The organism is Pseudomonas sp. GM30 (assembly GCF_000282275.2).
GTDB lineage: Bacteria > Pseudomonadota > Gammaproteobacteria > Pseudomonadales > Pseudomonadaceae > Aquipseudomonas.
Genome location: NZ_AKJP02000003.1, coordinates 31,060 through 55,505, shown reverse-complemented (window position 1 = coordinate 55,505; position 24,446 = coordinate 31,060). Strand labels below are relative to the sequence as shown.

Genomic DNA, 24,446 nt, shown 5'->3' with positions numbered 1-24,446 from the left:
CGAGGTCTGCAGGGTTTTGTGCGGCACCAAATGGCGCGTTGCCATTAGCGCCGTCTACACTCAAACCCACCATCGGAGGTAGCGCTCGGCAACGCGCCGGCAAAGGAGTGCGCCATGTCGCCTCGTACGCAGTTCAACGGTCCGGCCCGGCAACGCGGGGCGATCGGCTTGATGGCGGCTGCCACCCTCAGTCTGGCGCTGGTGTTGATGCTGTTGGTGGTCGACACCGGTCGGCTGTACATGGAGCAGCGCAAGTTGCAGCGGGTGGTCGACAGCGCGGCGCTGGAAGCGGTCAGTCGCGGCGGCAATTGTCAGTCCGGCCTGAGCGCGGCCACGTATGCCGGGCAAAGCGCGGTGCGCAATGGCTACATCGTCGATAGCAACAACACCCTCGCGACGACCTGCGGCAGTGTGCAGACCGCCGCCAGCGGCCTGCGTGCGTTTACCGTCGATGCAACCCAGTCGAGCGCGATCAAAGTGGTTGCCAGCCGCACGGTCATCACCAGTTTTGCCGGCGGCGTGCAGGCCTTGTTCAGCGGCTCGGCGGTCAGCCTCAACACCACGCTCAATGCCTCGGCCGTCGCCGCGCAACCAATACCAACGGTGGCGCAACTGAACATCCGCAGCACCCTGGCGAGCATCAACACCGCCCAGTCGAACATTCTCAATCCGCTGTTCTCCGGGCTGCTTGGCGGCAACGTCAACCTCACGGCACTGGGTTGGGACGGTCTGCTCAATACCGATATCAACCTGCTCAGCTACCTCAATCAACTGGCGATCAACCTCAATGTCGCCGCCGGCAACTACACGCAATTGCTCAACACCCAGGCCACGGTCACCCAGCTGATTCAGGCGGCGGCTACGGTGGTCCAGCTCAATGGCGCGACCGCTACGGTGATCACTGCGCTGGGTCAGCTGCAGGTGGCGGCGATCAATGCTGCACCGGTCAAACTCGGCGACATCCTGCAACTGCAGACCGGCACCACAGCGGCGGGGCTGGATGCCAACCTGCAACTGCTGCAACTGATTCAGGGCGTGGTGCAACTGGCCAACAGCAAAAGCGCGGTGGCCGCGACCTTGCCGATCAGCGTGCTGGGGCTGGCGAATGTCACGGTGCGGGTCAAGGTGATCGAGCCACCGCAGTTCTCGGCGATTGGCGACCCGGCGCGGGCCAAGGCCAATCCGTTGGGGGCGGACCGGATTTATGTGCGCACGGCACAGATTCGCACGATGCTTTCGGTGGATCTGCCGGTATTGAGCGGGGTGGCCGGGCTGACCAATGCGGTGCTGGGGCTGGTGGGTGGGCTGACCTCGACACTCAATGCGGTGCTCGGTCTGAATCTGGTGGCAGTGCTGAACTCGGTGGTATGTCTTGGCTGCCAGCAACTGGATCCACTGCTTTTGCCGTCGCCGAGAATCGATATCAGCCTGGATGCAGGTGGTGCCAAAAGTTATGTTACCGATTACAGCTGCCCGACCGGATCCACCGGTACCAAGAGCCTGACCGCACATACCGTTACCTCTATTGCCGACCTCAAACTCGGCAAGATCGATCCCACTAATGCGTTCTCATCCTCAGCCGAGCCGACGGTCACGCCATTGCCGCTGATCGACCTGGGCATCGCGACGTGTTACAGGGTCGCCGGGCTCGGCAGTTGCGACCCCAATTCGCATATTCAATACGGTGCCGGCGGCATCGCAATCATGCTGGATACCCCCGTCGCGCAAAACTCGCAGGACTTGCTGTTTTCCAGCGGTACGCCATTCGCGACACCCGCCAACCTGAAACTGCCGCCAAGCGTGCAATCAGCTGCGCCGACCTCCAATATCGTCGGCAGCCTGAGCAACACGTTGGCGGGGATCAATTTGATCGTATACAGACCGCAAGGCAGTAATCCACTGGGCGCAATCGTGACTGGCGTCGCCTCATTGATCAGTGACGTCACCAATCATCTGCTGCCTGTGGTGACCAACCTGGTCAGCCCGTTGCTCGATCCATTGCTCAACAATCTGCTTAAAAGCCTGGGCATCAACCTGATGGACGTCGACGTCGGCGCCAACATGACCTGTGGCCAGACCGGCAAGGCCTATCTGGTGATCTAGGCGTCCGGGGCAATCGGCAACTCGATGCAGAAACGTGCGCCCTCCAGCGAGTTGCGCACGCTCAATTGCCCGCCCATGTTTTCGATGATGCCGTAGCTCACCGACAGCCCCAGCCCGGTGCCGACGCCCACCGGTTTGGTGGTGAAAAACGGTTCGAAAATCCGTTCCAGCAAGCGCGGATCGATGCCGCCGCCGTTGTCCTCGACCCACAGCCGCACTTTGCTTTCATCGCGCTCGGCGTAGATCGAAATCCACGGTTTGAACGACGAATCTTTTTCGCGCTTGCCGAGCAGCGCATCGCGGGCGTTGACCATCAGGTTGATCAGCACCTGCTCCAGCTGATCGACGTAACCGCGCACCTGCACGCTGAAAGCGGTTTCGCTGATGCGCAGATCCACGCCTTTGCCGCGCATGCCTTCGGCCAGCAACGACAACGTGCCTTCGATGGCCGAGGCCGGGTTGAACAGTTGCTGCTCGATCTCCGAGCGGCGGCCGAATACGCGCATGTGATCGACCACTTTTGCCGCGCGCTGCACCTGGGCATCGATGCGGTTGAGTTTGTCGGTGAGGTAGTCGATCTGCACATCGCCGTTGCCCAGGCGCTTGAGCACGTTGACGATGGCCATGCGCATCACGTTCAGCGGTTGGTTAATTTCGTGGGCCAGACCGGTGGCCATTTCGCCAAGGGTGGCCATTTTCGCGCTTTGCGTGAGTTGCTGCTGCGAGCGCCGTACCTCGGTGTTGTCGCGGCCCACGGCCTGCACTTCAATCAAGCGTCCGTGTTCATCGAACACTCCGCGGTCGGACCACACCCACCACGCATGTTCGCGCCCAGGTAATTGCAGACTGATTTCGGCGGTGCTCACCGGCAGCTCCGGGGTCAGCAGTGCCAGACGCTGGAGGAAGGCGGCGCGTTGTTCGTCGGACATCCAGCTGCCCAGATCGACCCCCGGCAATTGCTCCGGTGTGCATTCCAGATAAGTCGCCAGCGGTCGGTTGCCGAAGGTCAGGGTCAGGTCCGGGCGATAACGGCAGATCATCGCCGGCGAGTCTTCCACCAGAATTCGATAGCGCTCCTCGCTGTGCCTGACCTGCTCGGCGGCGAGGGTCGCTTCGGTGACATCCAGCCACAGGCCGACGGCTTCGACCGGCAGGCCAAGGTCGTTGCGCAGCAGCTTGGCTTCATCGAGCAGCCAGTGGTATTCGCCGCGCGCGTCGCGCAAGCGATAACGCGCGCGCACCGAGCCTTCGCGCAACAGCTGGCGGGTGCGAGCGAAATACAGTTCGCGGTCCTCGGGGTGAATCAGTGGCACCCAGTCGGCGGCGCAGCCCTCGGCCGGCGTCCAGCCCAGCAGCGGCAGCAGGCTGGCGCTGAAAAAGTCAGGAAGCAGCGCACCCTCGACGTAGCGCTGCACATAAATCACTGCCGGCGAACTGGCGATCAGGTTATCCAGTCGCGCATGGGCGGCTTCGGCGCGTTGCTGCTGGTTGCGCGTGTCGCTGATGTCGAGCATGAACCCCACCAGCCGCCGCTGTTCACCGCTGCCGGCGACCTGGCCCTGCACGCGGTACCACAGCGGTGTCTGTGCGGGGCCGGAACGGTGCAGACGAACGTTAAGGGTCAGCGCTTCGCCATGCAGTTGCAGGGCGTGCAGGCGGCTGCGCAGTTCTTCGCGATCGGCCGGATGTATCAGTGCCAGCCAGTCTTGCACGGGCATGCGCGCACTGTCTGCAGGCAACACGTCAAGCAACGATGGCGCCAACAGCACCTCGTCACCGAGCATTTCCCACCAACCGGTGCCAAGCAGGGTCTGCAGCGATTCGAGGCGTTCGGTGTAGTGATGATGTTGCTGTTCTCGCAGGCGGCTGAGCAACGGGCCGGCGAGGGCGCTGGTCAGGGCCATCCAGTCGCGGTCGTTCAGGTGCGGGGCGGCAATGTCCACGGCATAGAAGCCGCAGAGCAGCCACGCGACCACCCCACGATCGTCGCTGTAGGGCACGGCGAACCCGTTGGCGTTGCCGAACGTGGCCTCCACCCGCGCGTGTTCGTACCAACCATGATGGGTGCCGAGGCGTTGCGGCGCGCTGCCGTTGAGGCTGTCGAGCGGCGTGCCCAGACGCTGGCCGTCCTGCCACAGCAGCGGCGCGTCGTGGGCGCGATATTGCTCGTAGATCTGCCAGCCCTGCTCCTGTTCGTCGAGCAGGGCGAGAGCCAGACACGGGATATGCCAGCGCTGGGCGATGGCCTGCAGTTGCTCGCTGAGCACCATCGGCAAACGCGTCAGGCTGCAGACGCGCAGGTGTTCGCTGATTTGCCCGGCGAGGGCCTGACAGGCTTCACGATTGCGCGACTGCTGGCGCTCCAGCAGCAGGTCGCCGATGTCCATCAGTTGCAGCATCCAGCCCTCGGCCGAAGGCTGGACCCAACCGCGCAGGTGCAGGGTCTGATCGCTGAGACCGGGGAAATCCAGGTCGAGCATTTGCCCCTGCCAGTCTTGCGGGCGGCCTTCAATCGCCAACGTACTGTGCGCGAGTAAATAAGCCGACAACGGCAGCGGCGAGTCGTGAGGCGGCTGTTGCGCCAACAGATGACGCAACGGCCCGGCCATCTGCAATACGCCGCCGTCGTGGTCCAGTTGCAGGTGCAGGCCCAGCGGCGGTGCGCCGAAATGATCGGGCAGTTCGTTGGCCGGCGGTGGCGCGCGCTTGAGCAGGCGCCCGAACAGATTGTCGCCGGCGGTCAAAATTTCAGGCTCGACGCGGCGGAGAGGGTGGCGGGCAGACTCGGCACTGCACCCACGCCCGGCAGCACCAGAAACGGAATGACCTGATTGAGCTTGCTGGTGGGGTAATCGACCCTGACCGTCAGCGTACCTTGAGTGGCGTCATACACCGCCGAGGTGTCGACGCCGACCACCAGGTTCAGCGCGGATGGCACCCACTGCAACTGCTGGGTCAACGCGGTGTTGGCAGTGCTCACCACCACGGAGGCGTAACCGGGGGTATTGGGGTCGACCGCGACGCTGCGGCGCACCGCTTCGGACGTCGCCTCGTTGAAAGTCTGCATCAATACAAACGGCAGGCTGTAGCTGACCAGCGCGTAGAACACGGCGAAAAAAATCACGAATACCAAGGCGAATTCGATCGCCACTGCGCCTGCCTGTGATTTTGCGAAGCCGGTTTTCATGACTGCGTCTACCCTGACGTTCACTGCGTAGTATCAGCATAGAATCATTCAGCAAAATCGGACGGATTTAACCGGATGCAGAGTTTAGTTCTCCTGATCTGGCTGGCCCTGTGCGCCGCCCAGGATGCCCGGCAACGGCGCATCTCTAATGTGCTGACGTTCGGTGCAGGAGCGCTGGCGCTGATCTACCTGCTGGTCACCGGGACGACGTGGCTCGGTGCCGATGCGCAGCAGGGACTTTGGGCGGGCGTGATTGCTCTGGTGTTGACCTTGCCGGGGTATTTCATGGGCCGGATGGGCGCAGGCGATGTGAAATTAATGACAGCCATGGGCCTTGCGACGAACGGTTTATTCATTCTTTGTGCGTTTATCGGCGCGGGTATCGCCAGTCTGCTCTGGCTACTGATCGCGCCAAGAGTCTGGCTTCATATGAGTCAACGACTTAGAGAACATCTTCGATATATGGAGCCGGGAGCGTCAAAGAAGCTGCCATTTGCACCGTTCGTGCTGCTGGGGGTACTGGCTTCGATTCATTGGATCCATTAGTCGCCAGGTGCCACTAGTTCTATGTACATAGTCGGAAAGTGCGTCTACTTTCAAATGAAGTCGTTACATCGCCAAAGTGCAGAAAAAGTCAGCTTTGGCCCGAGCAATGGAGTGGTTCGTGAACAAGCTTACGTCGGCGGTAAAAGTGCTCGTGGTCGATGATCAACCGTTGATTGTCGAAGAGTTGTGCGAGTTTCTCGAAAGCAGCGGTTACCGCTGTGTGCCGTGTGAATCCAGCACGCAGGCGATCGAACGGTTCAGCGAAGACGTGGAAATCGGCCTGGTGCTGAGCGATCTGCACATGCCGGACATGGACGGTATTCAACTGGTGCAGGAGCTGCAACGCATCAGCGGCAAACACCGGGTGTTCGAGGCGATCATGCTCACCGGGCGCGCCGACAAACAGGACGTGATCAAGGCGCTGCGTGCCGGGATTGCCGATTACTATCAGAAGCCGATCCAGCTGGATGAACTGCTCGAAGGCGTGAAGCGTCAGGAAGCAGCCCTGCAAGAGCGGCACAAGAATGTGCAGTTGGGACACCTGAACCAGAAGCTGCAGTTTCTCTCGGAATCCATCGACGATCTCTACCAGGACCTGGACAAGGTCCGGCGCAATCCGGCGGCGGTGGTCAAAGACATGCTCGGCGGCGACAGCGCCGAAGCCGAGCAGGAGATTCCGGCGATCTTCAATCAGCTGTCACCACGGCAACTGGACGTGGCGCGGCTGGTGGGCAAAGGGCAGACCAACTATCAGATCGCCTGCGAGTTGGGCATCACCGAAAACACCGTGAAATTGTATGTCTCGCAGGTCTTGCGCCTGACCCATATGCACAACCGCACCCAGTTGGCATTGGCGCTATCACCCAGTGCTTCGGCCGCCCGTCAGCGTGTGACAGCACACTGATCACGATTGCCTGCCCTTCGCGGGCAGGCAGTCAATTCTGCCAAAAAATACCTTGAGCGATTATCCGGCCTGCGTCTTGGGTTTGGGGAACAGATTGTCCAGGGTTTCCAGCAGGCGCACGTGATAGATCGGCTTGCGAAACAGATCCAGCACCTGCAGACGCAGCATGTCGCTGACGTCCTCCATGTCGGCATGTCCGGAGGTCACGATCACCGGCAGATGCTGGCGTGAGGTGTGCTCGCGCAGACGCTTGATCAGCGACATGCCGGACTCCTCCGGCATGCGCAGATCGGTGATCACCAGGGCGATGTCCGGATAGCGAGTGAGGTGATGCAGGGCGAGTTTCACCGACGTCGCGGTGTGGCAGACAAAGCCCTCGCCCTCCAGTAGCTCGGCCAACTCAAGCAACGCGTCCTCTTCATCGTCAACCAGAAGCAACTGTTGGCGGGGGAGTGAGGAAGCAGTCATGGGCAGTCCCTGAAAAGCTGAAAGTGAGATCGAGTGTAGCGCGACATTCGCCGGACGCGACTCACATCAGGGGGTTTGCACCGGAGCGGTTTGTGCAGTGCCGCCGAGGGATACCAGGACGTTGTTGAAAATCGCAAAGATTTTCGCGCCCAGCGGTGTGATGAACACCACCACCACGACCGCCACCATAGCCACGACAATCGCGTACTCGATGGCTGAAGCGGCTTCCGTGCTGGCCAGAAAGGACCTCAGGCGCAATATCAGGTATTCAAGGATCATTGAAATTCTCCTCATGACAGCGAGAGATCGGACCTGTGAAATCCGATGATTGCCAGTGCCGGAGCGTTACTGTTTTCAGCAGGGGGCCAAGGCACTGGTAGAAGGGAAAGGATTTTGATTAAGGCGCGACTCTGCTCTGTGCCGTGCCACCGAGCTTGGTCAGCACCAGGTTGAAAATGGCCAGCACCTTGTCGCCGATGGGCGTCACAAACACCACAACCACGACAGCCACCATTGCCACCACAATCGCGTATTCGATGGCAGACGCGCCTTCTTCACTTCTGCACAGCAGCCTGGCCCTGGCCAGTAGATAGTCGATGATCATCCGAAACATACGTCCACTCCTTTGCGCCTCTGGCGCCGATCCAACGCTACAGCGGCATGCTTTCACCGTGCTATCAGAGCATTGTCAACAAACCCCCGGTCAACAACTGTAAGAACGGATTAATCACAAAGGATTAACCAGAACGTTAGTCGAGCCAAACCCTGCAGTTAATTGGCCAAGGCTCATACTTTAGTGGGTTATTTTCCTGTCAGTAATGGCGTTTTGTCTCGGATCAGCTAGCTTGGAAATAGCGAAATCGTTGCATGTTCATAGCTGCCTGATCGCGAAAAATTCTCTCGACAGGAAGTACAGGCTGTCGGTGCAGCAGGAAAGGGAGAGCCGTCATGAACAGTCGCGTCACCATGGGTCTTGCAGCAGTGCTGCTGTTGGGAGCAATCGTCGTCGGTTACTGGGGCCTGGTCCTCAGTCGGCAACCGGCTCCCGTTGCCCAGGTGCCTGCCGCCCCGGCAGTCGCCATTGAAAAAACCGTGGCCGCCGCCGAAGATCAGACCCGCCAGCCAGTGGTCGTGTTGTTACATGATGTCCCGCCGTTCACGCCGCTCACGGCTGCCGATGTGGCAGTGGAGAAACTGCGCAGTGCGCCAGCCGGCAGCCTCGCCAGCGTTGATCAGGCAATCGGTCGCACGCCGTGGCGGCACCTGAGCGCTGGCACCTGGCTCAACGATGAAAGCTTTCAGGCCGGTGGCTCACTGGCGCGGATGATTCACAGTGATGAGCGCGCGCTGACCGTGGCCGTGGACGAAGTGATCGGCGCCGCCGGACAACTGATCCCCGGTGACTACGTCGATGTGCTGCTCTACCTGCGTCAGGACGCGAGCAATCTGCAGCAGTCGGCGCAGATCGTCGTACCGGCGATGCGCGTGCTCGGTGTCGGTGAGCAATACGGCCTGACCAACGATGGGCAGCCCGCCAACCCAGCCTTGAGCGCCGACGAAAAACTCAAACAGGATCAACGCCGGATTGCTGCGCGCACCGTGGTGCTGGCGGTGCCCGAACAATTGCTCAGCCGGATGATGCTCGCCACTCAGGTCGGCACGTTGCGCCTGGCCGTGCGCAGCAGCGAAGAACAGCGTCTGGCCAAGTATTGGGCCGGTGAAACCCAGTCACCGGCGCACGTGGATAACGCCAACAGCCAACTCTTCCAGTTCACCCAACTGGCCCTCGGTGCCGCGCCGAAAGCGCCGGCCACTGGCGGCCATGGCGGTGCGCGGCCGATGGAAGTGATCCGCGGCAATCAGCTTTCCCAACAAGCCCCATGACTGAGCAAGGATCCACGTGCATGCAGAGTCGATTCAGGCCGCTATTAACACCTGTCGTCCGGGCCTTGATACTGATGGGACTGTCGATCAACGCCGCCGTCGCGGCCACCGGCAATTGCTCGGCACTCGGCCGTATGCCGCCGGTGATCGAGATCGGCGAAGGCTTCCAGCAGGACATCCAGTCGCCGGTGGCGATCACCCGCGTGGCCATCGGCGACCCGAAGATCGCCGATGTGCACGACACCGGCAGCGCATCGTTTCTACTCACCGGGGTGGCCCCCGGCGCCACCAGCCTGATGGTCTGGACGTCGTGCTCCAGCGAGCCGCGCCAGAGCATGGTGTTCGTCAAGGGCAGTGCCACCGCCGCACTGACCAGCGCCAGCAGAATGCCTTCCGACGATCCGACACTGCCCTCGCAAGTGCAGACCGACATTCGTTTCGTCGAAGTCAGCCGCACCAAACTCAAGGAAGCCACCGCTTCGCTGATCGGCACCCGGGGCAATTTCCTGTTTGGTTCGCCCGGTACGTTGCCACCCATCGACGGCGTGCCGACGCCGAGACTGCCGGTGGATAACGGCTTGTTCAACTTTTCGTGGATCGGTGGCAAGACCATGGCGATCATCAACGCCCTGGAAACCAGCGGTTTCGCCTACACCCTTGCGCGCCCCAGCCTGGTGGCGCTGAGCGGGCAGAGCGCAAGCTTTCTGGCCGGTGGTGAAATCCCGATTCCGGTGCCCAGCGCCGGCAGCGACAACGTGTCGATCGAATACAAGGAGTTCGGTATCCGCCTGACCCTGACGCCGACCGTCATCAGCCACGACCGCATCGCGCTGAAAGTCGCACCGGAAGTCAGCGAACTGGATCTGAGTAACGCCGTGCAAATCGCCGGCACTACCGTGCCGGCCCTGACCATTCGCCGCACCGACACCAGCGTTTCGCTGGCCGACGGCGAAAGCTTCGTGATCAGCGGCCTGATCAGCACCACCAACACCTCGCAGGTGAACAAGTTTCCGGGGCTGGGCGATATCCCGGTGCTCGGCGCCTTCTTCAAAGGCTCGCAGATCAAGCGCGAAGAGCGTGAACTGCTGATGATTGTCACCCCGCACCTGGTGCAGCCACTGGCGGCGGACGCGCAACTGCCGTCGCTGCCGGGGGAAAAACTGCGCAATTACGACCCGAATTTCTACCGCATGTTCTTCCTCGAAAACGGCAACTTCGACAAACGCAGTGGGCTGTCCCAATGAACCAGAACCTGAGCCAGACCTTTCTGGCGATCACCCGTAACAGCACCGATCTGGAGTGGCTGCAAGGCGCACTCGCGCCGCTGGGCCAGGTGGTGAGCGCCGGGGCCGGGAGCCTGGACGAGTTGCTGGCGCTGGTCGACGTCACCTTCGCCAGCCTGGTGTTCGTCGGCCTCGACCGCGAGCATGTGGTGGCGCAGAGTGCGTTGATCGAAGGCGCGCTGGAAGCCAAACCGATGCTCGCCATCGTTGCGCTCGGCGATGGCATGGACAACCAACTGGTGCTCAATGCCATGCGTGCCGGCGCCCGGGATTTTGTCGCCTACGGTTCGCGCGCCAGTGAAGTCGCCGGGCTGGTGCGGCGCTTGAACAAGCGCCTGCCACCGGTGGCGGCCAACACGCAGCTTGGCGGCCTTACGGTGTTGTACGGCACGCAGAGCTATTCGGATGGCGCGCTGCTGGCCAACCATATGGCGCAGGTGGTGCAAAAGAGCGGACAGCAGACCTTGCTGCTGGATCTGGGCCTGCCGCGCGGTGACAGCCTGGCGCTGCTCGGGCTCGAGAGTTCGTTCCACTTCGGCGATGCCTTGCGTCATTTGCGCAGGCTCGACGCGACGCTGATCGACAGTGCCTTCACCAGCGCTGAAGCGGGTCTGCGGATTCTGGCGTATGCCGGCAGCGACGAGCCGCTGGAAAGCACCAGTGCCGCCGAGTTGTACATGTTGCTCAGCGCCTTGCGCCAACACTTCCAGCACATCGTCGTGAACCTCACCGGGCAGTCCGACAGTGAAGCCTTGCGCACGTTCGTCAGCCACTGCGACAAGCTGATCTGGTACACCGATCAGAACGTGCTCAACTGCCGCCGCAACCTCGCGGTACTCAACTTGTGGCGCGAGAAGGGCATGAAGCTCGACCACGCGCGTTTGCTGGTGGACGGCTATCTGGGCAGCGTGGCCCCGGATGCTGAAACCCTGGGCAAAACCTTCAACCTTGAAGTGATCGCGGTATTGGCGGCCAATGCCGAAGTGCGCCTGAACGCCAAGAACCAGGGCGTCAGCTTGTTCGAACTGGCCCCGCGGGAAAAACTCACGCAAAGCCTGCGGGCTCTCGGCGAACGTCTGGCCAAGCGCTCGGAAGGCCTGGCCAAACCCAAGGTCACCTGGTTCGACCGCTTGCGAGGCACCTCATGAGCGCGGAAAAACTGTTCGGCGCGGTACACCACGGCGCGGTCGGCAATACCGATCACGAAGGCCTGAAACTGGTCCTGCACCGCTACATCATCGACGCCATCGAAGAGTCGGGGAAAAACCTGCTGGAGGGATCGCGTCAGTTGCTGGCGCAGTTTGTCACCGACAAGGTCGCCGAATACATCGCCCGCCTGCACCTGGCGATTTCCCGTTATGAGATGGAGCGCCTGGCCGAGGAAATCGTCGACGAACTTACCGGTTTCGGTCCGCTGGAAGTGCTGCTGCGCGATCAGTCAGTGACCGAGATTCTGGTCAACGGCCCGCACCGGGTATTCATCGAACGCGATGGCGTGCTGCATCAGAGTGACCTGCGCTTTATCGACGCGCATCACGTCGAGCGGGTCATGCAACGGATTCTCGCACCACTCGGACGGCGCCTCGACGAGTCTTCACCGATGGTCGATGCGCGTCTGCCGGACGGCAGCCGGGTCAACGCGATCATTCCGCCGATCGCCCTCGACGGCCCCTGCCTGTCGATTCGAAAGTTTCGCAAGGACATGCTCAAGAGCAGTGATCTGATGGCGATGCAGACCATCGACCTGGCGATTTTCGAGTTCCTCCAGGAGGCGGTGGGCAAGCGTTGCAACGTGCTGATCAGCGGCGGTACCGGCACCGGCAAGACCACGCTGCTGAACATCCTCAGCCAATTGATCAACCCCCACGAACGTCTGGTGACCATCGAAGATGTCGCCGAATTGCAGCTCGGCCACCCGCACGTCGTGCGCCTGGAAACCCGCCCGCCGAATGCCGAGGGCCATGGTGAAGTCAAGGCCAGCGACCTGATCCGCAACGCCCTGCGCATGCGCCCCGACCGAATCATTCTCGGCGAGATCCGAGGCGTTGAAGTGGTCGATGTGCTGACCGCGATGAACACCGGTCACGACGGCTCGATGAGCACCGTGCACGCCAACAATGCCCAGGATGCGTTGTTGCGGCTGGAGACGCTGGTGGGGCTGACCGGTCGCTCGATCGCCGAGCGCACCTTGCGCCAGATGATCTGCGCGGCGCTCGACGTGATCATTCAGCTGACCCGCATGCCCGACGGCCGCCGCTGTGTCAGCGAGGTGGTGGAAGTGGTCGGCATCCGCGAAGACGTCTACGTCACCAACACCTTGTTTCGCCTTGATCGGCGTACCGGTTTCGGCTTCCTGCGCGAAGCGGTCAATCCGGCGGGCGACAAGTTGCGCCACGAGACCCACCTGGGCTGACCGCATGGGACTTGCATCATGATCGGACCGGCCATTCTCATCCTCCTGTGTCTGATCCTGCTCGGGCTGTCGATCTGGCTGTTCGTGCACGGCATCCACAAGACCAACAACGAACGGGTGCTCAATCGCCTCGCGGCGGGGCAGCCGCAACTGGTCGCACAGAAACCGGCCTGGGTCGGGCTTGAACGGATGTTTTTACGCGCCGGGCTTGGCCGTCCCACCGAACGTTTCGGGCTGTGGATGACCCTGTGGGGCGTGGCGATTGCCCTCGGTTATCTATTGGCAGACTGGATCGGTTTGCTGGCGATGCTGCTGGCGCCGCCGCTGATCCTGCGGCTGTACATTTCCTGGCTGTACCACCGGCGGATCAAACGCATGATCGAGCAGTTGCCGCAACTGCTCGACTACACCGTACGCAGTCTCAAGTCCGGCCGCACCTTGAGCGACGCGGTCATGGGCGGCATCGAATCGAGCGAGGATCCGCTGAAAAAAGCCATGGGCCGGGTGCAGCGCAACGTGCAGCTGGGGGTCAATCTGCCGGATGCGGTCAGCGATTTCGCCGAACTCTACGAACAGGACGAATTGCGCATGTTCGCCCTCGGCCTCAAGGTCAACCATCGCTACGGCGGCAATGCCAGCGAACTGCTGGAGAACCTGATCAAGCTGATCCGCGAGCGTGACCAGGGCGCCCGGCAACTGCGCGCACTGACTGGCGAAACACGCATGACCGCGTGGGTGCTGGGTTCGCTGCCGGTGATTCTGGTGAGCTACTTCATGCTGACCAACCCCGGCTACATGCTCGGCATGTGGCACGACTCCGGTGGTCGGACCATGTTGATCATCGCCGTGGTGTTGCAAGTGACCGGTTGCCTGGCGCTGTGGCGCATGTTGCGGAGTATTTGAAATGGTCTATCTCGCCGCTCTGATGCTGCTGCTCGGCGCGCTGTTGCTGGTGGTCAATCACCTGCTGACGGAGCGGCGCCGGGTGCGCCAGGTCAACCAGCGGTTGCAGGGGCATCTGGTGCGTGAGAACCGTTTTGGTAACTGGCTGCGTGCTCTGGGCAACAGCAGGTTCGGCCAGCGCTCAGTGAGCATCGACAGCGAAACCCAGACCCTGCTCAGTCGCCTCGGCTGGCGCCGCGCCAGTGAGCGCTCGCTGTTCGCCGCCTGCCAGATCGGCACGCCGCTGCTGGCGCTTGGGTTGGCGATCTTTCTGCAGGAAGTGTTTTTTCCGCACGCCGCCAACCGCTGGATCGTGCCGATGCTCGCCACCGGCGCCGGTTACCTGTTGCCCAAGCGGCTGCTGGCTTACGCCGCCGGGCGTCGGCAGAAAACCATCGCCGTGGAAATCTCCACGTTCATTCCGCTGCTGCGCATCCTCTTCGAGTCGGGCATGGCGGTTGAACAAGCCTTGCGCGTGCTCAGCACCGAAGGGCAGAAACTGCTGCCGGAACTGACCCGCGAACTGCGCCTGATTCTGGCCCGGGTCGACTCGGGACTGGAGCTGGGACAGGAGTTGAACAAGACCTCGGTGATGCTGGCGGTCGATGAGTTCACCGACACCTGCGTGATCCTGCAGCAACTGATTCAGCAGGGTGGCGGGGCAATGAAATCGCTGCTGGCGCTCAAACAATTACTCGACGACCGCCGCCTCACCCGACTGCAGGAATACATCTCGAAGATGTCGGCGAAGATGTCGGTGGTGATGATGCTGTTTCTGTTTCCTGCCTTGCTGATCGTACTGGCCGGCCCGGGGTTCACCGCGATTACCCGGGCGTTTGCAAACTGATGTGGGCTCATGGAGAGCGTTTGATGAAAGCACTGATTGTCTTGGCAAGTGTGTTGTTGCTCGGTGGTTGCGCCACCGACGGTCAGGCGCCGTGGTCGGCGATGCTCGCACCGGCCAGTTGCAGCAAGCTCGATTCCGAACAGGAACTGGCGCTGAACCTGGCGGACGATCTGGCCAACGACGGCAAGCTGCACGCCAGCCTGGCCAACCTGCAAAGCCTGCCCGACAAACTGGTCGAGGTACGCCTGCGCAAGGCCAGGGTCTACCGCTTGCTCGGGCGCAGTGAAGCCGAGCCGCTGTATCGCGGTTTGCTCGGCACCTGCCTGACGGCGGACGCCGAACATGGCCTGGGCCAGATCTATGCCGCCCGTGGCGACAACGGCCAGGCCCAGGCGCACTTGCAGCGCGCGGTACGTCTGGCGCCGACCAATGAAAAAATCCGCAATGACCTGGGCGTGGTCTACCTCAACCAGTTGCGTCTTGAAGATGCGCGTTTCGAGTTCCTGACGGCCATCGAACTCAAGCAGAACGATCAACTGGCCACGCTGAATCTGGTGAGCTTGCTGCTGTACCAGAACAACTGGCAGCAAGCCGCCGAAATCGTCAGCCGCGCGCACCTGACGCCGGAGCAGTTCGCCGACGCCCAGGCCCGCGCGGAAAAACTCAAGGTACCGACCAAGGCTACGCCACCCGCCGGCAATCAGGTGGCGGTGGTGGCGGACCCGCAACCGTCGACGCTCAAGTGACATCCAGGGAGATCGCCATGAACACCTTGCACCGTGTGTGCTGCCTGACCCTGCTCAGCCTGCCGCTTGCGGCCCAGGCGATCGACGCCGGCCCGGCCTCGGCGCAGCAACAGGAAACCGAAGGCTGGTTGGTGCTGCAAAGCCGCAACCAGGCCGCCTCGACCAAGCCGCAAACCGCCACGGCGGCGGAGCGCGAACAGGCGATGCAGCGCTGGTTGAAGAAGTACAAATACGAGATTCCGGATTTCTACGACCCGGATGCGGGTGGCAAGATCGAGACCAAGAACTAGGCCGATGACGTGGCTCAAACCAGTCTTCTATCGCCGAAAAACCGGCGATGTCAGACTGGCTGAAGGCCTACAACTGATAGCTGAAACTGATGCTGTAGCGCGCCCGCCGATTGAACGTATCCAGCGCTTCATCCGACATCGGCTTGGCGGCCTCCAACGCAATGTTGTAGTACTTGGCATCGCCAAAACGCAGGCCTACGGCTGCCGATGACAGGTCGTTGCTCTGCACCGCCAGCGTGTTGAACCAGGTTTTCGAACGGTCCAGCACCACGTACGGTTGCAGGATGCGCACCCAGTTGCCGTCGCGATTGAAGCTGTAGTTGACCTCATAAGCCGCGCCCCAGCCCTTGTCGCCCGACGCCTGATCGTCCGGGTAGCCACGGCCGAAATTCTGCCCGCCGAACACCGCACGTTCACTGTCGGGCAGGGTGTCATCACTCCAGTACAACGCGGCCGACAGTACGCCTTGCCAGTTGTCGAAGAACTTGTCGCTCTGTACGCCGGAGAGGCGCAGGCGCAGGAAGTTCAGGTCCAGCGCCGGGTTGTTGGAATGCGCGCCCATGCTGTCGAGGCCTTGATACACGCCACCACTGAGAATCCGCAGCTGCCGCGCATCGGTCTTGCGCCAGTCGCCTTCGAATGCGAGGGCGCGCACGTTGGTGCGCTCTTCGATGCTGATCGGGTAGCCGACCACGTTGTAGCGGTTTTTGTCATCCACTGCATAGAGCCGCGCTCCCGCGTTAAGCAGCTCGTTGGAGGCGGCAATGAACGGGTGGCTGACGCCGATCGAGTAGCGGTCATCTTCCTTGTGCGGCTTGAGTTCAAAGCCATCGCTGGTCAGCACATTGGTGCCCGGATCCGCGCGATAGCGTGAGGCGAACAGGCTCAGTTGCGTGCCTTCGCTGTTGAGGAACTGGTTGTAGTCCACACGGTAGTAATGCTCATGATCGTCCCCCGGCGGAAACAGTCCGCTGAGGGTCAACTGTTCGCCCATGGCGGTCTGCGAATTACTGCTGACCCCCAGCAAAGCCTGGGTGCCATTGCGGTTGTCTTCAGTGGTGCTCATGGTGCTGGTGAACGGTTTGCGACTGGCCTGGGCCACCAGTGTTGTTGCGCCGTCGGTGGTGCCGGGCGGCGGCACTTGCGCCTGGATGGTCACCCCGGGAATGCGGGTCATCAGGGTGGTGTAGCGTTCGAAGGTTTTGCGGGTCAGCGGGCGTTCGGCCTGGATTTTTGCCGCCAGCTCGTCGAGCAGGCCTTTGACCCGGCCGACATCGCCTTGCACCTGCACGTCGCGCACATAACCTTCCACCAGCACGACCCGGGCCACGCCATCGTCGAAACGCTGTTGCGGCAGGAAGGCATAGGACAGCAGATAGCCGTCCTTCTGGTAGCGTCGAGTGATGTCGCGGGTGGCTTCGATCAGCTCGGCCAGGCTGGTCTGGTGGCCGATGAGAGGTTTGTAGACTTCGGCCAGTTCGTTGAGCGGGTAGATCGTGCCGCCTTCGATCTGCACGGTTTTCAGATTGACTTTGGTGTCCATCAACAGCGGCTGCGCCGTGGCCGCGCCGGGGTCGGGGACTTGCAGAGGCGTGGCCGCGGGGCGATAGGCATCTGCCGGCAGGTTCGGCACGGGCAGGTTGCGGGTGGTTTCGTTGCTGTTGAGAAAGCTGGGCAGGGTGTCGGCGAGGGCGGCGGAACTGATACTGAGGAACAGCAGGGATGCCATTACGCGCATAGGACACTCCATGGTCAGATCACAGCGCTGAGTTAAATTTTTCCTAAGAAAAAAGCGGAAGACTCGTGGGAATCTTCCGCCCTCAACCAAGCGTAGGCGCTGTAGGTGAGGCCGTCGAATCGGCCAGGTGCAATTTAGCGTTTGTTGCCTCCAAGAGCGCCGGTCAGGCCACCGAGTACACCACCCAGGCCACCGGTTGCGGTGCCACCGGTGGCGGTGCCGCCGGTACTGGTGCCGCCGTTGAGCAGGCCGCCGACTGCACCAACGGTTGCGCCGACGTTGCTGACCACACCGCCGACGGCGGTAGTGACCGGGTTGTTGGTGGACGCGATGGTGGCGCCAACGGTGCTGACTGCGCCGCCGACCTGGCCGGTGAGACCGGCGACCGGTGCGCCCAGGCCTGTCGCTGCGCCAACTTGTTGGGTGACGCTGGTGACTGCACTGGTGACCGGATTAAGCCCGGCACCGACGGTGGCGCCGACGCTGGCCAGTGGCGAGGTAGTGGCGGTGATCGGAGTACCCGAGCCGCCGAGTACGGTGTTGAGCGAGGCGATGGTATTGCCCAGTCCGCCAGCCGTGACGCCGCCGGCACTGACCACGCCGTTGGTGCTGCCAGCGTTCAGCCCGGAGCCGACGTTGACCACGGCGCCGCCAACCGTTTGCAGCAAGCCGGTACCGCCCAGGCCGCCGCCGAGACCGCCGCCCAATCCACCACCGGTGCTGGTGCCGTTATCCACCAGCCCGCCGGCTTTGCCAACCGCGGTGCCGACGTTGGTCAACGCGCCGCCAACGGTGTTGGTCAAGGCGTTGCCGCCGCCAGCACCGGTTACCTGACCGCCCACGCCTTTGACGGCGCCACCGACCTGGCCGAGTACGCCATTGAGCGGAGCGCCGAGGCCGGTCGCAGCGCCGACTTTGTCGGTGGTGCTTTCAACCATCGCAATCACTGGCACCAGACCGTTGCCGACACTTTTGGTCACTGAACCGAGTGGGCCGGTGGTGGTGGCCAGGCTCAGGGTGTCGCCGAGCATGGTGACTTTTTCACCGACGCCGTCGAGTACCGGGGCGACTTTGGTGACCACGCCGCCGACAACCGGAACGCTGCCGGTGGCGGCCGCCAGTTTGCCGCTCAGGTCCGATACACCGTTGCCGACATCGCTGACCACGCCGCCCACCGAGGATGCGGTGACGCCCAGACCGTTGTCGACGGTGCCCAGTTTGCCAATGCCGTTGGCCACGCCATTGCCGAGGGTACTGACCACGTTGCCAGTGGTGTTGGCCGCGCTTTGCACGACGCCACCGACGACCGGTACGGTGCTCAGCGAATCGCCGACCTGGCCGACGCCATCACCGACGCCTGCGACGGTTTTGCCGACATCCTGCACCAGGGTGGTGGTCACCAGCGGAGTGGTGGTCGGGTTGGTCGGGTTGGTTGGACCCGTAGGGTCGGTCGGATTGGTTGGGTTGGTCGGATCGGTCGGGTTGGTTGTACCCGTACCGCCAGTACCGCCAGTACCACCGGTGCCTCCGGTACCACCTGTGCCTGCGGTATCGGTACCGCCGGTGCCGCCGGTGCTGCCAGTGCCGCCAGTGCCACTGCTACCGCCAGTACCACTAGTGCCGCCAGTGCCCGACGTCGCGCTGTCTGGCGAAGAGCTGCCGGAGCTGCTGTGATGGCCGCCACCGCCGCTGCTGCAGCCAGCGAGGCCAAGGGAGAGGATCAATGCCAGAGCTGTTGCCGATTTGCACCACACTTGAGTTTTCATGATTGAGATTCCTTGCACCTGTAACAACATTCGTCGTTTTCGATGGCTCACCGATCTGTCGCCGGTAATGCCTCGTCCGTGGTGTCAATCTCAATCGCGCCGCAGGTTTCGACCATTCTCAAGTTGGTATTAACGCCTTTATATATAAGGCGCCGCGCCGTGCCTAAGGACTAATACCCAGGATATAGACGCATAAAAAAAGGCCTTGAAAATCAAGGCCTGGGTTTTTTCAGAGTGCGGCGCCAAGCGTGGAAAAACTTAAGTGATATATACACAATTTACAGGCTTGCCCGGGGGTGAGGATCAGGCAATCGGTTGCCATTGCCCGACCATGTGTTCCAGATCGCCGTGGCCGATCAGGCGCAACTCGCCGCTGGATCCCGGCGCACTCGCCGGCAATGAAACCTCACTGGGCAAGCGCACCGGTTTGCGAAAGTGCACGGCGATTTCAAGGTTGGCCTTGGGTAGATGATCAGCCAGTGCCGCGAGGGTTCTGGCCTTGTTCCACAAGCCGTGAGCAATCGCCGTGGGGAAACCGAACAGTTTGGCACTGGCGGCGCTCAGGTGAATCGGGTTGTAGTCGCCCGAGACTTTGGCGTATTGCCGACCGATATCGGCCGGGGCTTTCCATTGCGCCACTTGCGTCAACACCTGGGTCGGCTCCCAGTGTTGCTCGACAGGTTCGCCATCGAGTTTCACCCCGCGACAGAGCATCTGGCTTTCGGCCTCCCACAGTGGTCCGAGTTGATCGTCCAGAGTGGTCAGTACGTCGAAGGTCGCACCTTTGGGATGCGGCTGCAGGTTGTGCACGCGAACACTGACTTGCGCTCGACTGATCCCGCCCATCGGTCGCAATACGCGTATGCGGTTGCTCAGATGAATCAGCCCCAGCAGCGGGAACGGAAATTCCTTGGCCGTGAGCAATTGCATCTGCAGGGCGAACGCGAGGATGTGTGGATAAGTCGGCGGCAGCAGGCCGTCATCGGCAAAGCCGCAGACCTTGCGATACGCCGCCAGTTTCTGGCCGTCGACATCGACCCAGCAGCGCAAACCGCTGTCGGGCAGTCGGGTGCCGGTAATCTTGCGCCGGGTCGCGGCCCGCGCGTACAGGCCGGGCAGGCTCGGTTCACGGTCGAGGGTGTGCCATTCAATGCTCATGCCTATGCCCCCAGAACACTTTGTCCACAGACCCGCAATGCCTGGCCGGTGACCGCACCGGTGCCCGGTTGTGCCAGCCATGCGACGGCTTCGGCGACGTCTTGCGGCAAACCGCCCTGGCCCAGCGAACTCATGCGCCGTCCGGCTTCACGCAGGCCGAACGGGATGTGCGCGGTCATCTGGGTTTCGATGAAGCCCGGGGCCACGGCGTTGATGCTGATGCCGCGTTCGTGCAGCGTCGGCGCCCAGGCCTGCGCCAGGCCGATCAGCCCGGCCTTGCTTGCGGCGTAGTTGGTCTGTCCGCGATTGCCGGCGATGCCGCTGATCGAGGCCAGCAGAATCACCCGCGCATTGTCGTGCAGGGTGCCGCTGTCGAGCAGGGCCTTGGTCAGCACTTGCGGAGCATTGAGGTTGACCGCCAGCACCGCGTCCCAGAATTCCGGGGTCATGTTGGCCAGGGTCTTGTCGCGGGTGATCCCGGCGTTGTGCACCAGAATGTCGAGGCCGTTCGGCAATTGTTCGATCAGGTGCGCGGCGGCATCTTCGGCGCAGATATCAAGGGTGATCGCCCGGCCGCCAAGACGTGCGGCGAGGGCTTCCAGATCAGTCTTGGCCGGGGGGACGTCGAGCAGAATCACCTCGGCGCCATCGCGGGCGAGGGTCTCGGCAATCGAGGCGCCGATCCCGCGTGCCGCGCCGGTGACCAGCGCCCTGCGTCCGGCCAATGGCCGGGTCCAATCGGTGACCGGCGTGGCGCACGCGGTGAGGCGAATCACCTGCCCGGAGACAAAGGCGCTTTTCGGCGAGAGGAAAAACCGCAGCGGCCCCTCAAGCTGATCTTCGGCGCCCTCACCGACATAGATCAGTTGCAGCGTGCCGCCGCTGCGCAGCTCTTTGGCCAGCGAGCGCGAAAAGCCTTCGAGTGCCCGCTGTGCGCTGGACGCAAACGGATCGCGCAAGGTTTCCGGGGCGCGGCCGAGGATCACCAGGTGCGCGCTGCTGTCGAGATTTTTCATCAACGGCTGGAAGAACTCACGCAGCTGTTTGAGCTGGTCGGTGTGCTGCAGATCGCTGGCATCGAACACCACGGCCTTGAGTTTCGGCCCGTGCCCGGGAATCCACGCGGTGGCCAGCGACGGTTCGCTGCCGTAACTGTAGATCGCATCGGTCAGGCGGTTGGCGAACGCGTTGATCCGCTCGGCCAGCGGCCCGCCGCCGATCAGCAGCGCACCGTCCACCGGCCGCAGGCGCCCGGCCTGCCAGCGTTCCAGCCGCACCGGCGACGGCAGGCCCAAAGCCCCGACCAGACGGTGGCCGATGGATGAGTTGGCGAAGTCGATATAGCGGTCAGACATGGAACGCTCTCCAAAAGTTGGGGTTCAAAGTGTGGACTACCAACGGCAATCAATCGTTCGATCCACGCAATAAGGCCTACGCTAGAACAGCAGAGTAGTTGGCCGCCGATGGTTGTGTGGCCAAACACAAATTCAGAAACAACGTTGAACCCTGTAGGAGTGACCTGTGGCGAGGGGATTCATCCCCGATCGGCTGCGAAGCAGTCGCAATGTATAGCGATTGCAATGAGGGGGCCGCTGCGCGACCCATCGGGGATGAATCCCCTCACCACAGATCACTTTTACAGAGGATTCAGGTGAATTCGACCATTTGGAAAAGGAGCTTTTCATGAGTCAGCTGCGCCGCGTCGCCATCATCGGTGGTAACCGTATTCCTTTCGCCCGCTCCAACGGGCCGTACGCCACTGCCAGCAACCAAGTGATGCTCACCGCCGCTCTCGAAGGCCTGATCGAACGCTACAACCTGCACGGCCTGCGCATCGGCGAAGTGGTGGCGGGGGCGGTGCTTAAATTGTCACGGGATATGAATCTGACCCGCGAGTGCGTGCTCGGCTCGCGGCTGTCACCGGCCACCCCGGCCTATGACATCCAGCAAGCCTGCGGTACCGGGCTGGAAGCGGCGCTGCTGGTGGCCAACAAAATCGCCCTCGGCCAGATCGACTGCGGCATTGCCGGTGGCGTCGACACCACCTCGGACGCGCCGATCAGCGTCAGCGAAGGGCTGCGCAAAATCCTTCTGCAGGCCAACCGCGCCAAGACCACCGGCGACAAGCTGAAAACCTTTCTGCAACTGCGTCCGCGGCACCTGATCCCGGAGTTTCCGCGTAATGGCGAACCGCGTACCGGCCTGTCGATGGGCCAGCACTGCGAACTGATGGCGCAGACCTGGAATATTCCCCGTGAAGAGCAGGATCAACTGGCCCTCGAAAGCCATCACAAACTCGCCGCGTCCTACAGCGAGGGCTGGCACAACGACCTGATGACCCCGTTCCTCGGCCTGACCCGCGACAACAATCTGCGCCCGGACCTGACCCTGGAAAAACTCGCCACGCTCAAACCCGCTTTCGAAAAAAGCGCCAAGGGCACGCTGACGGCGGGCAACTCCACGCCGCTCACCGACGGCGCTTCGGTGGTGCTGCTGGGCAGCGAGGAGTGGGCGAAAGAACGTGGTTTGCCGATCCTCGCCTATCTGCGCGATGGCGAAGCGGCGGCGGTGGATTTCGTCAACGGCGCCGAAGGCCTGTTGATGGCGCCGGTGTATGCGGTGCCGCGCCTGCTGGCGCGTAATGGGCTGACCCTGCAGGACTTCGATTACTACGAAATACACGAAGCGTTCGCCGCCCAGGTGCTGTGCACGCTCAAGGCCTGGGAAGACCCTGAATATTGCAAGACGCGTTTGGGGCTGGACGCACCGCTGGGCTCGATCGATCGCAGCCGGTTGAATGTGAAAGGCAGCTCGCTGGCGGCGGGGCATCCGTTTGCCGCGACCGGTGGGCGGATTGTCGCAAACATGGCAAAACTGCTGGATGCGGCAGGCAAGGGCAGGGGACTGATCTCGATCTGCGCGGCTGGGGGGCAGGGTGTCACCGCAATCATCGAACGCTAAAACATCGCAGCCTTCGACGCCAATTTCATGCAGGAGCTGCCGCAGGCTGCGATCTTTTGACCTTGAATCTTTTCATCACCGCTGCGTGTCAGATTCTGTCGCAAATGCCCTCGACAGCCGATAACTACAAGCAAGGTCGGCTCGGCTATGATCGGCAAAGCTCGATTATTTCGGCACAGTGTGTGCATCCACAGGGTTCACAGGTCGGCAACCCCTCCCCGTAGCGCGAGGATTGCCGTATAACGAGTGACATTCGCGTGTTTGGTAATAAAGGACCCACAATAAAAGCTGATGAAGACTCCAAAACGCATTGAACCCCTGATCGAAGACGGTCTGGTCGACGAAGTGCTGCGCCCACTCATGAGTGGTAAAGAAGCAGCTGTTTATGTGGTGCGCTGCGGTAACCAGTTACGTTGCGCGAAGGTTTACAAGGAGGCGAACAAACGCAGTTTCCGCCAGGCAGCCGAGTATCAGGAAGGCCGCAAGGTGCGTAACAGCCGGCAGGCCCGGGCGATGGCCAAGGGTTCGAAATTCGGTCGCAAGGAGACCGAAGACGCCTGGCAGAACGCCGAAGTCGCGGCGCTGTTCCGTCTGGCCGGTGCCGGTGTGCGAGTGCCCAAGCCGTACGACTTTCTCGATGGCGTGCTGCTGATGGAGCTGGTGGCCGACGAGTATGGCGATGCCGCGCCGCGTCTGAACGACGTGGTGCTGGAGCCGGATCAGGCCCGCGAGTATCACGCGTTTCTGATCTCGCAGATCGTGCTGATGTTGTGTACCGGTCTGGTGCACGGTGACCTCTCGGAGTTCAACGTGCTGCTGACCCCGACCGGCCCGGTGATCATCGACCTGCCGCAGGCGGTGGATGCCGCCGGCAACAACCACGCGTTCAGCATGCTCGAGCGCGATGTGGGCAACATGGCTTCGTACTTCGGGCGCTTTGCCCCGGAGCTGAAGCAGACCCGCTACGCGAAAGAAATGTGGGCGCTGTACGAAGCCGGCACCTTGCACCCCAACAGCGTGCTCACCGGCGAGTTCGACGATCCGCAAGAACTGGCCGACGTTGGCGGTGTGTTGCGCGAGATCGAAGCGGCGCGGCTCGACGAAGAGCGCAAGCAGGCGATCCGTGCGGCGGATGACCAGCCCAAAGGCAAGTCCGACGAACCACCGCCGCCACCGTGGATGCAGTAAACGCTTGAACAGAAACCCGGCT

At 62.1% G+C, this 24,446-nt stretch carries 22 protein-coding genes; 13 read left to right on the top strand and 9 right to left on the bottom strand.

What is annotated here, in order from left to right; all coding sequences use genetic code 11:
* The first annotated feature begins 114 nt into the window (after window positions 1-114).
* Complete coding sequence (locus PMI25_RS02525) at window positions 115-2,103, top strand: pilus assembly protein TadG-related protein (RefSeq protein WP_007963017.1); 1,989 nt, start codon at window positions 115-117, stop codon at window positions 2,101-2,103.
* Here PMI25_RS02525 and PMI25_RS02520 read toward each other — a convergent pair.
* Entirely contained in the window at window positions 2,100-4,847 is a 2,748-nt protein-coding gene (locus PMI25_RS02520) for a PAS domain-containing sensor histidine kinase (protein WP_007963016.1), read from the bottom strand. The genes PMI25_RS02525 and PMI25_RS02520 overlap by 4 nt on opposite strands.
* Window positions 4,844-5,290: a TadE/TadG family type IV pilus assembly protein gene (locus tag PMI25_RS02515; protein ID WP_007963015.1), complete on the bottom strand. Its 447-nt coding sequence runs from the start codon at window positions 5,288-5,290 to the stop codon at window positions 4,844-4,846. Before PMI25_RS02515 ends, PMI25_RS02520 begins: the two co-directional genes overlap by 4 nt.
* Window positions 5,291-5,365: 75 nt before the next feature.
* On the opposite strand from PMI25_RS02515, the gene PMI25_RS02510 reads away from it, so the two are divergent.
* On the top strand, window positions 5,366-5,836 hold the full coding sequence (locus PMI25_RS02510; RefSeq protein WP_007963014.1) for an A24 family peptidase: 471 nt from the start codon (window positions 5,366-5,368) through the stop codon (window positions 5,834-5,836).
* A gap of 118 nt (window positions 5,837-5,954) precedes the next feature.
* Entirely contained in the window at window positions 5,955-6,740 is a 786-nt protein-coding gene (locus PMI25_RS02505; protein WP_007963013.1) for a response regulator transcription factor, read from the top strand.
* Window positions 6,741-6,800: 60 nt separating this feature from the next.
* Here PMI25_RS02505 and PMI25_RS02500 read toward each other — a convergent pair whose 3' ends face one another.
* The 3 genes from PMI25_RS02500 to PMI25_RS02490 form a co-directional block, all read right to left on the bottom strand.
* The gene (locus PMI25_RS02500) at window positions 6,801-7,208 is read right to left on the bottom strand and encodes a response regulator (protein WP_007963012.1); all 408 of its coding nucleotides are present in this window, start codon (window positions 7,206-7,208) and stop codon (window positions 6,801-6,803) included.
* 66 nt (window positions 7,209-7,274) lie between these two features.
* Window positions 7,275-7,487 carry a Flp family type IVb pilin gene (locus PMI25_RS02495; protein ID WP_007963011.1) on the bottom strand — a complete coding sequence of 71 codons (213 nt, stop codon included), beginning with the start codon at window positions 7,485-7,487 and terminating at the stop codon, window positions 7,275-7,277.
* A 118-nt stretch (window positions 7,488-7,605) separates the two neighbouring features.
* Window positions 7,606-7,821 (bottom strand): Flp family type IVb pilin, encoded by a 216-nt coding sequence (locus PMI25_RS02490; protein ID WP_007963010.1) that lies wholly within the window; start codon window positions 7,819-7,821, stop codon window positions 7,606-7,608.
* Window positions 7,822-8,156: 335 nt separating this feature from the next.
* On the opposite strand from PMI25_RS02490, the gene cpaB reads away from it, so the two are divergent.
* From cpaB to PMI25_RS02450, 8 genes are read left to right on the top strand one after another with little or no spacing between them, the layout of a single operon-like run.
* Complete coding sequence (cpaB, locus tag PMI25_RS02485) at window positions 8,157-9,092, top strand: Flp pilus assembly protein CpaB (protein WP_007963009.1); 936 nt, start codon at window positions 8,157-8,159, stop codon at window positions 9,090-9,092.
* A gap of 20 nt (window positions 9,093-9,112) precedes the next feature.
* Window positions 9,113-10,336 (top strand): type II and III secretion system protein family protein, encoded by a 1,224-nt coding sequence (locus PMI25_RS02480; RefSeq protein WP_007963008.1) that lies wholly within the window; start codon window positions 9,113-9,115, stop codon window positions 10,334-10,336.
* Window positions 10,333-11,523, top strand: a complete 1,191-nt coding sequence (locus PMI25_RS02475) for a Flp pilus assembly protein, ATPase CpaE (RefSeq protein WP_007963007.1) — start codon at window positions 10,333-10,335, stop codon at window positions 11,521-11,523. The genes PMI25_RS02480 and PMI25_RS02475 overlap by 4 nt, the downstream gene beginning before the upstream one ends.
* Window positions 11,520-12,788 (top strand): CpaF family protein, encoded by a 1,269-nt coding sequence (locus PMI25_RS02470; RefSeq protein ID WP_007963006.1) that lies wholly within the window; start codon window positions 11,520-11,522, stop codon window positions 12,786-12,788. Before PMI25_RS02475 ends, PMI25_RS02470 begins: the two co-directional genes overlap by 4 nt.
* Before the next feature lie 18 nt (window positions 12,789-12,806).
* A complete protein-coding gene (locus PMI25_RS02465; protein WP_007962998.1) occupies window positions 12,807-13,691 on the top strand; it encodes a type II secretion system F family protein in 885 nt (294 codons plus the stop codon).
* A 1-nt stretch (window position 13,692) separates the two neighbouring features.
* On the top strand, window positions 13,693-14,577 hold the full coding sequence (locus PMI25_RS02460; RefSeq protein ID WP_007962993.1) for a type II secretion system F family protein: 885 nt from the start codon (window positions 13,693-13,695) through the stop codon (window positions 14,575-14,577).
* 23 nt (window positions 14,578-14,600) lie between these two features.
* The gene (locus PMI25_RS02455) at window positions 14,601-15,323 is read left to right on the top strand and encodes a tetratricopeptide repeat protein (protein WP_007962991.1); all 723 of its coding nucleotides are present in this window, start codon (window positions 14,601-14,603) and stop codon (window positions 15,321-15,323) included.
* A 17-nt stretch (window positions 15,324-15,340) separates the two neighbouring features.
* Window positions 15,341-15,613 carry a DUF3613 domain-containing protein gene (locus PMI25_RS02450; RefSeq protein WP_007962989.1) on the top strand — a complete coding sequence of 91 codons (273 nt, stop codon included), beginning with the start codon at window positions 15,341-15,343 and terminating at the stop codon, window positions 15,611-15,613.
* A gap of 67 nt (window positions 15,614-15,680) precedes the next feature.
* Here the strand turns inward: PMI25_RS02450 and PMI25_RS02445 are convergent, their stop codons facing one another.
* The 4 genes from PMI25_RS02445 to PMI25_RS02430 all read right to left on the bottom strand — a co-directional run bounded on the left by PMI25_RS02445 (window position 15,681) and on the right by PMI25_RS02430 (window position 21,630).
* On the bottom strand, window positions 15,681-17,351 hold the full coding sequence (locus tag PMI25_RS02445; protein WP_007962987.1) for a ShlB/FhaC/HecB family hemolysin secretion/activation protein: 1,671 nt from the start codon (window positions 17,349-17,351) through the stop codon (window positions 15,681-15,683).
* Window positions 17,352-17,485: 134 nt separating this feature from the next.
* The gene (locus PMI25_RS02440) at window positions 17,486-19,117 is read right to left on the bottom strand and encodes a collagen-like triple helix repeat-containing protein (protein ID WP_007962985.1); all 1,632 of its coding nucleotides are present in this window, start codon (window positions 19,115-19,117) and stop codon (window positions 17,486-17,488) included.
* Between the two features lie 303 nt (window positions 19,118-19,420).
* Entirely contained in the window at window positions 19,421-20,275 is an 855-nt protein-coding gene (locus PMI25_RS02435) for a MaoC family dehydratase (RefSeq protein ID WP_007962984.1), read from the bottom strand.
* Window positions 20,276-20,277: 2 nt separating this feature from the next.
* Window positions 20,278-21,630, bottom strand: coding sequence for a 3-oxoacyl-ACP reductase (locus PMI25_RS02430; protein ID WP_007962983.1), 1,353 nt, complete (start codon window positions 21,628-21,630; stop codon window positions 20,278-20,280).
* A gap of 328 nt (window positions 21,631-21,958) precedes the next feature.
* Between PMI25_RS02430 and PMI25_RS02425 the strand changes: the two genes are divergently transcribed.
* Both PMI25_RS02425 and PMI25_RS02420 read left to right on the top strand, forming a co-directional pair.
* Complete coding sequence (locus PMI25_RS02425; protein ID WP_007962975.1) at window positions 21,959-23,236, top strand: acetyl-CoA C-acetyltransferase; 1,278 nt, start codon at window positions 21,959-21,961, stop codon at window positions 23,234-23,236.
* Between the two features lie 291 nt (window positions 23,237-23,527).
* Window positions 23,528-24,424 (top strand): PA4780 family RIO1-like protein kinase, encoded by an 897-nt coding sequence (locus PMI25_RS02420; RefSeq protein WP_007962973.1) that lies wholly within the window; start codon window positions 23,528-23,530, stop codon window positions 24,422-24,424.
* Window positions 24,425-24,446: the final 22 nt, after the last annotated feature.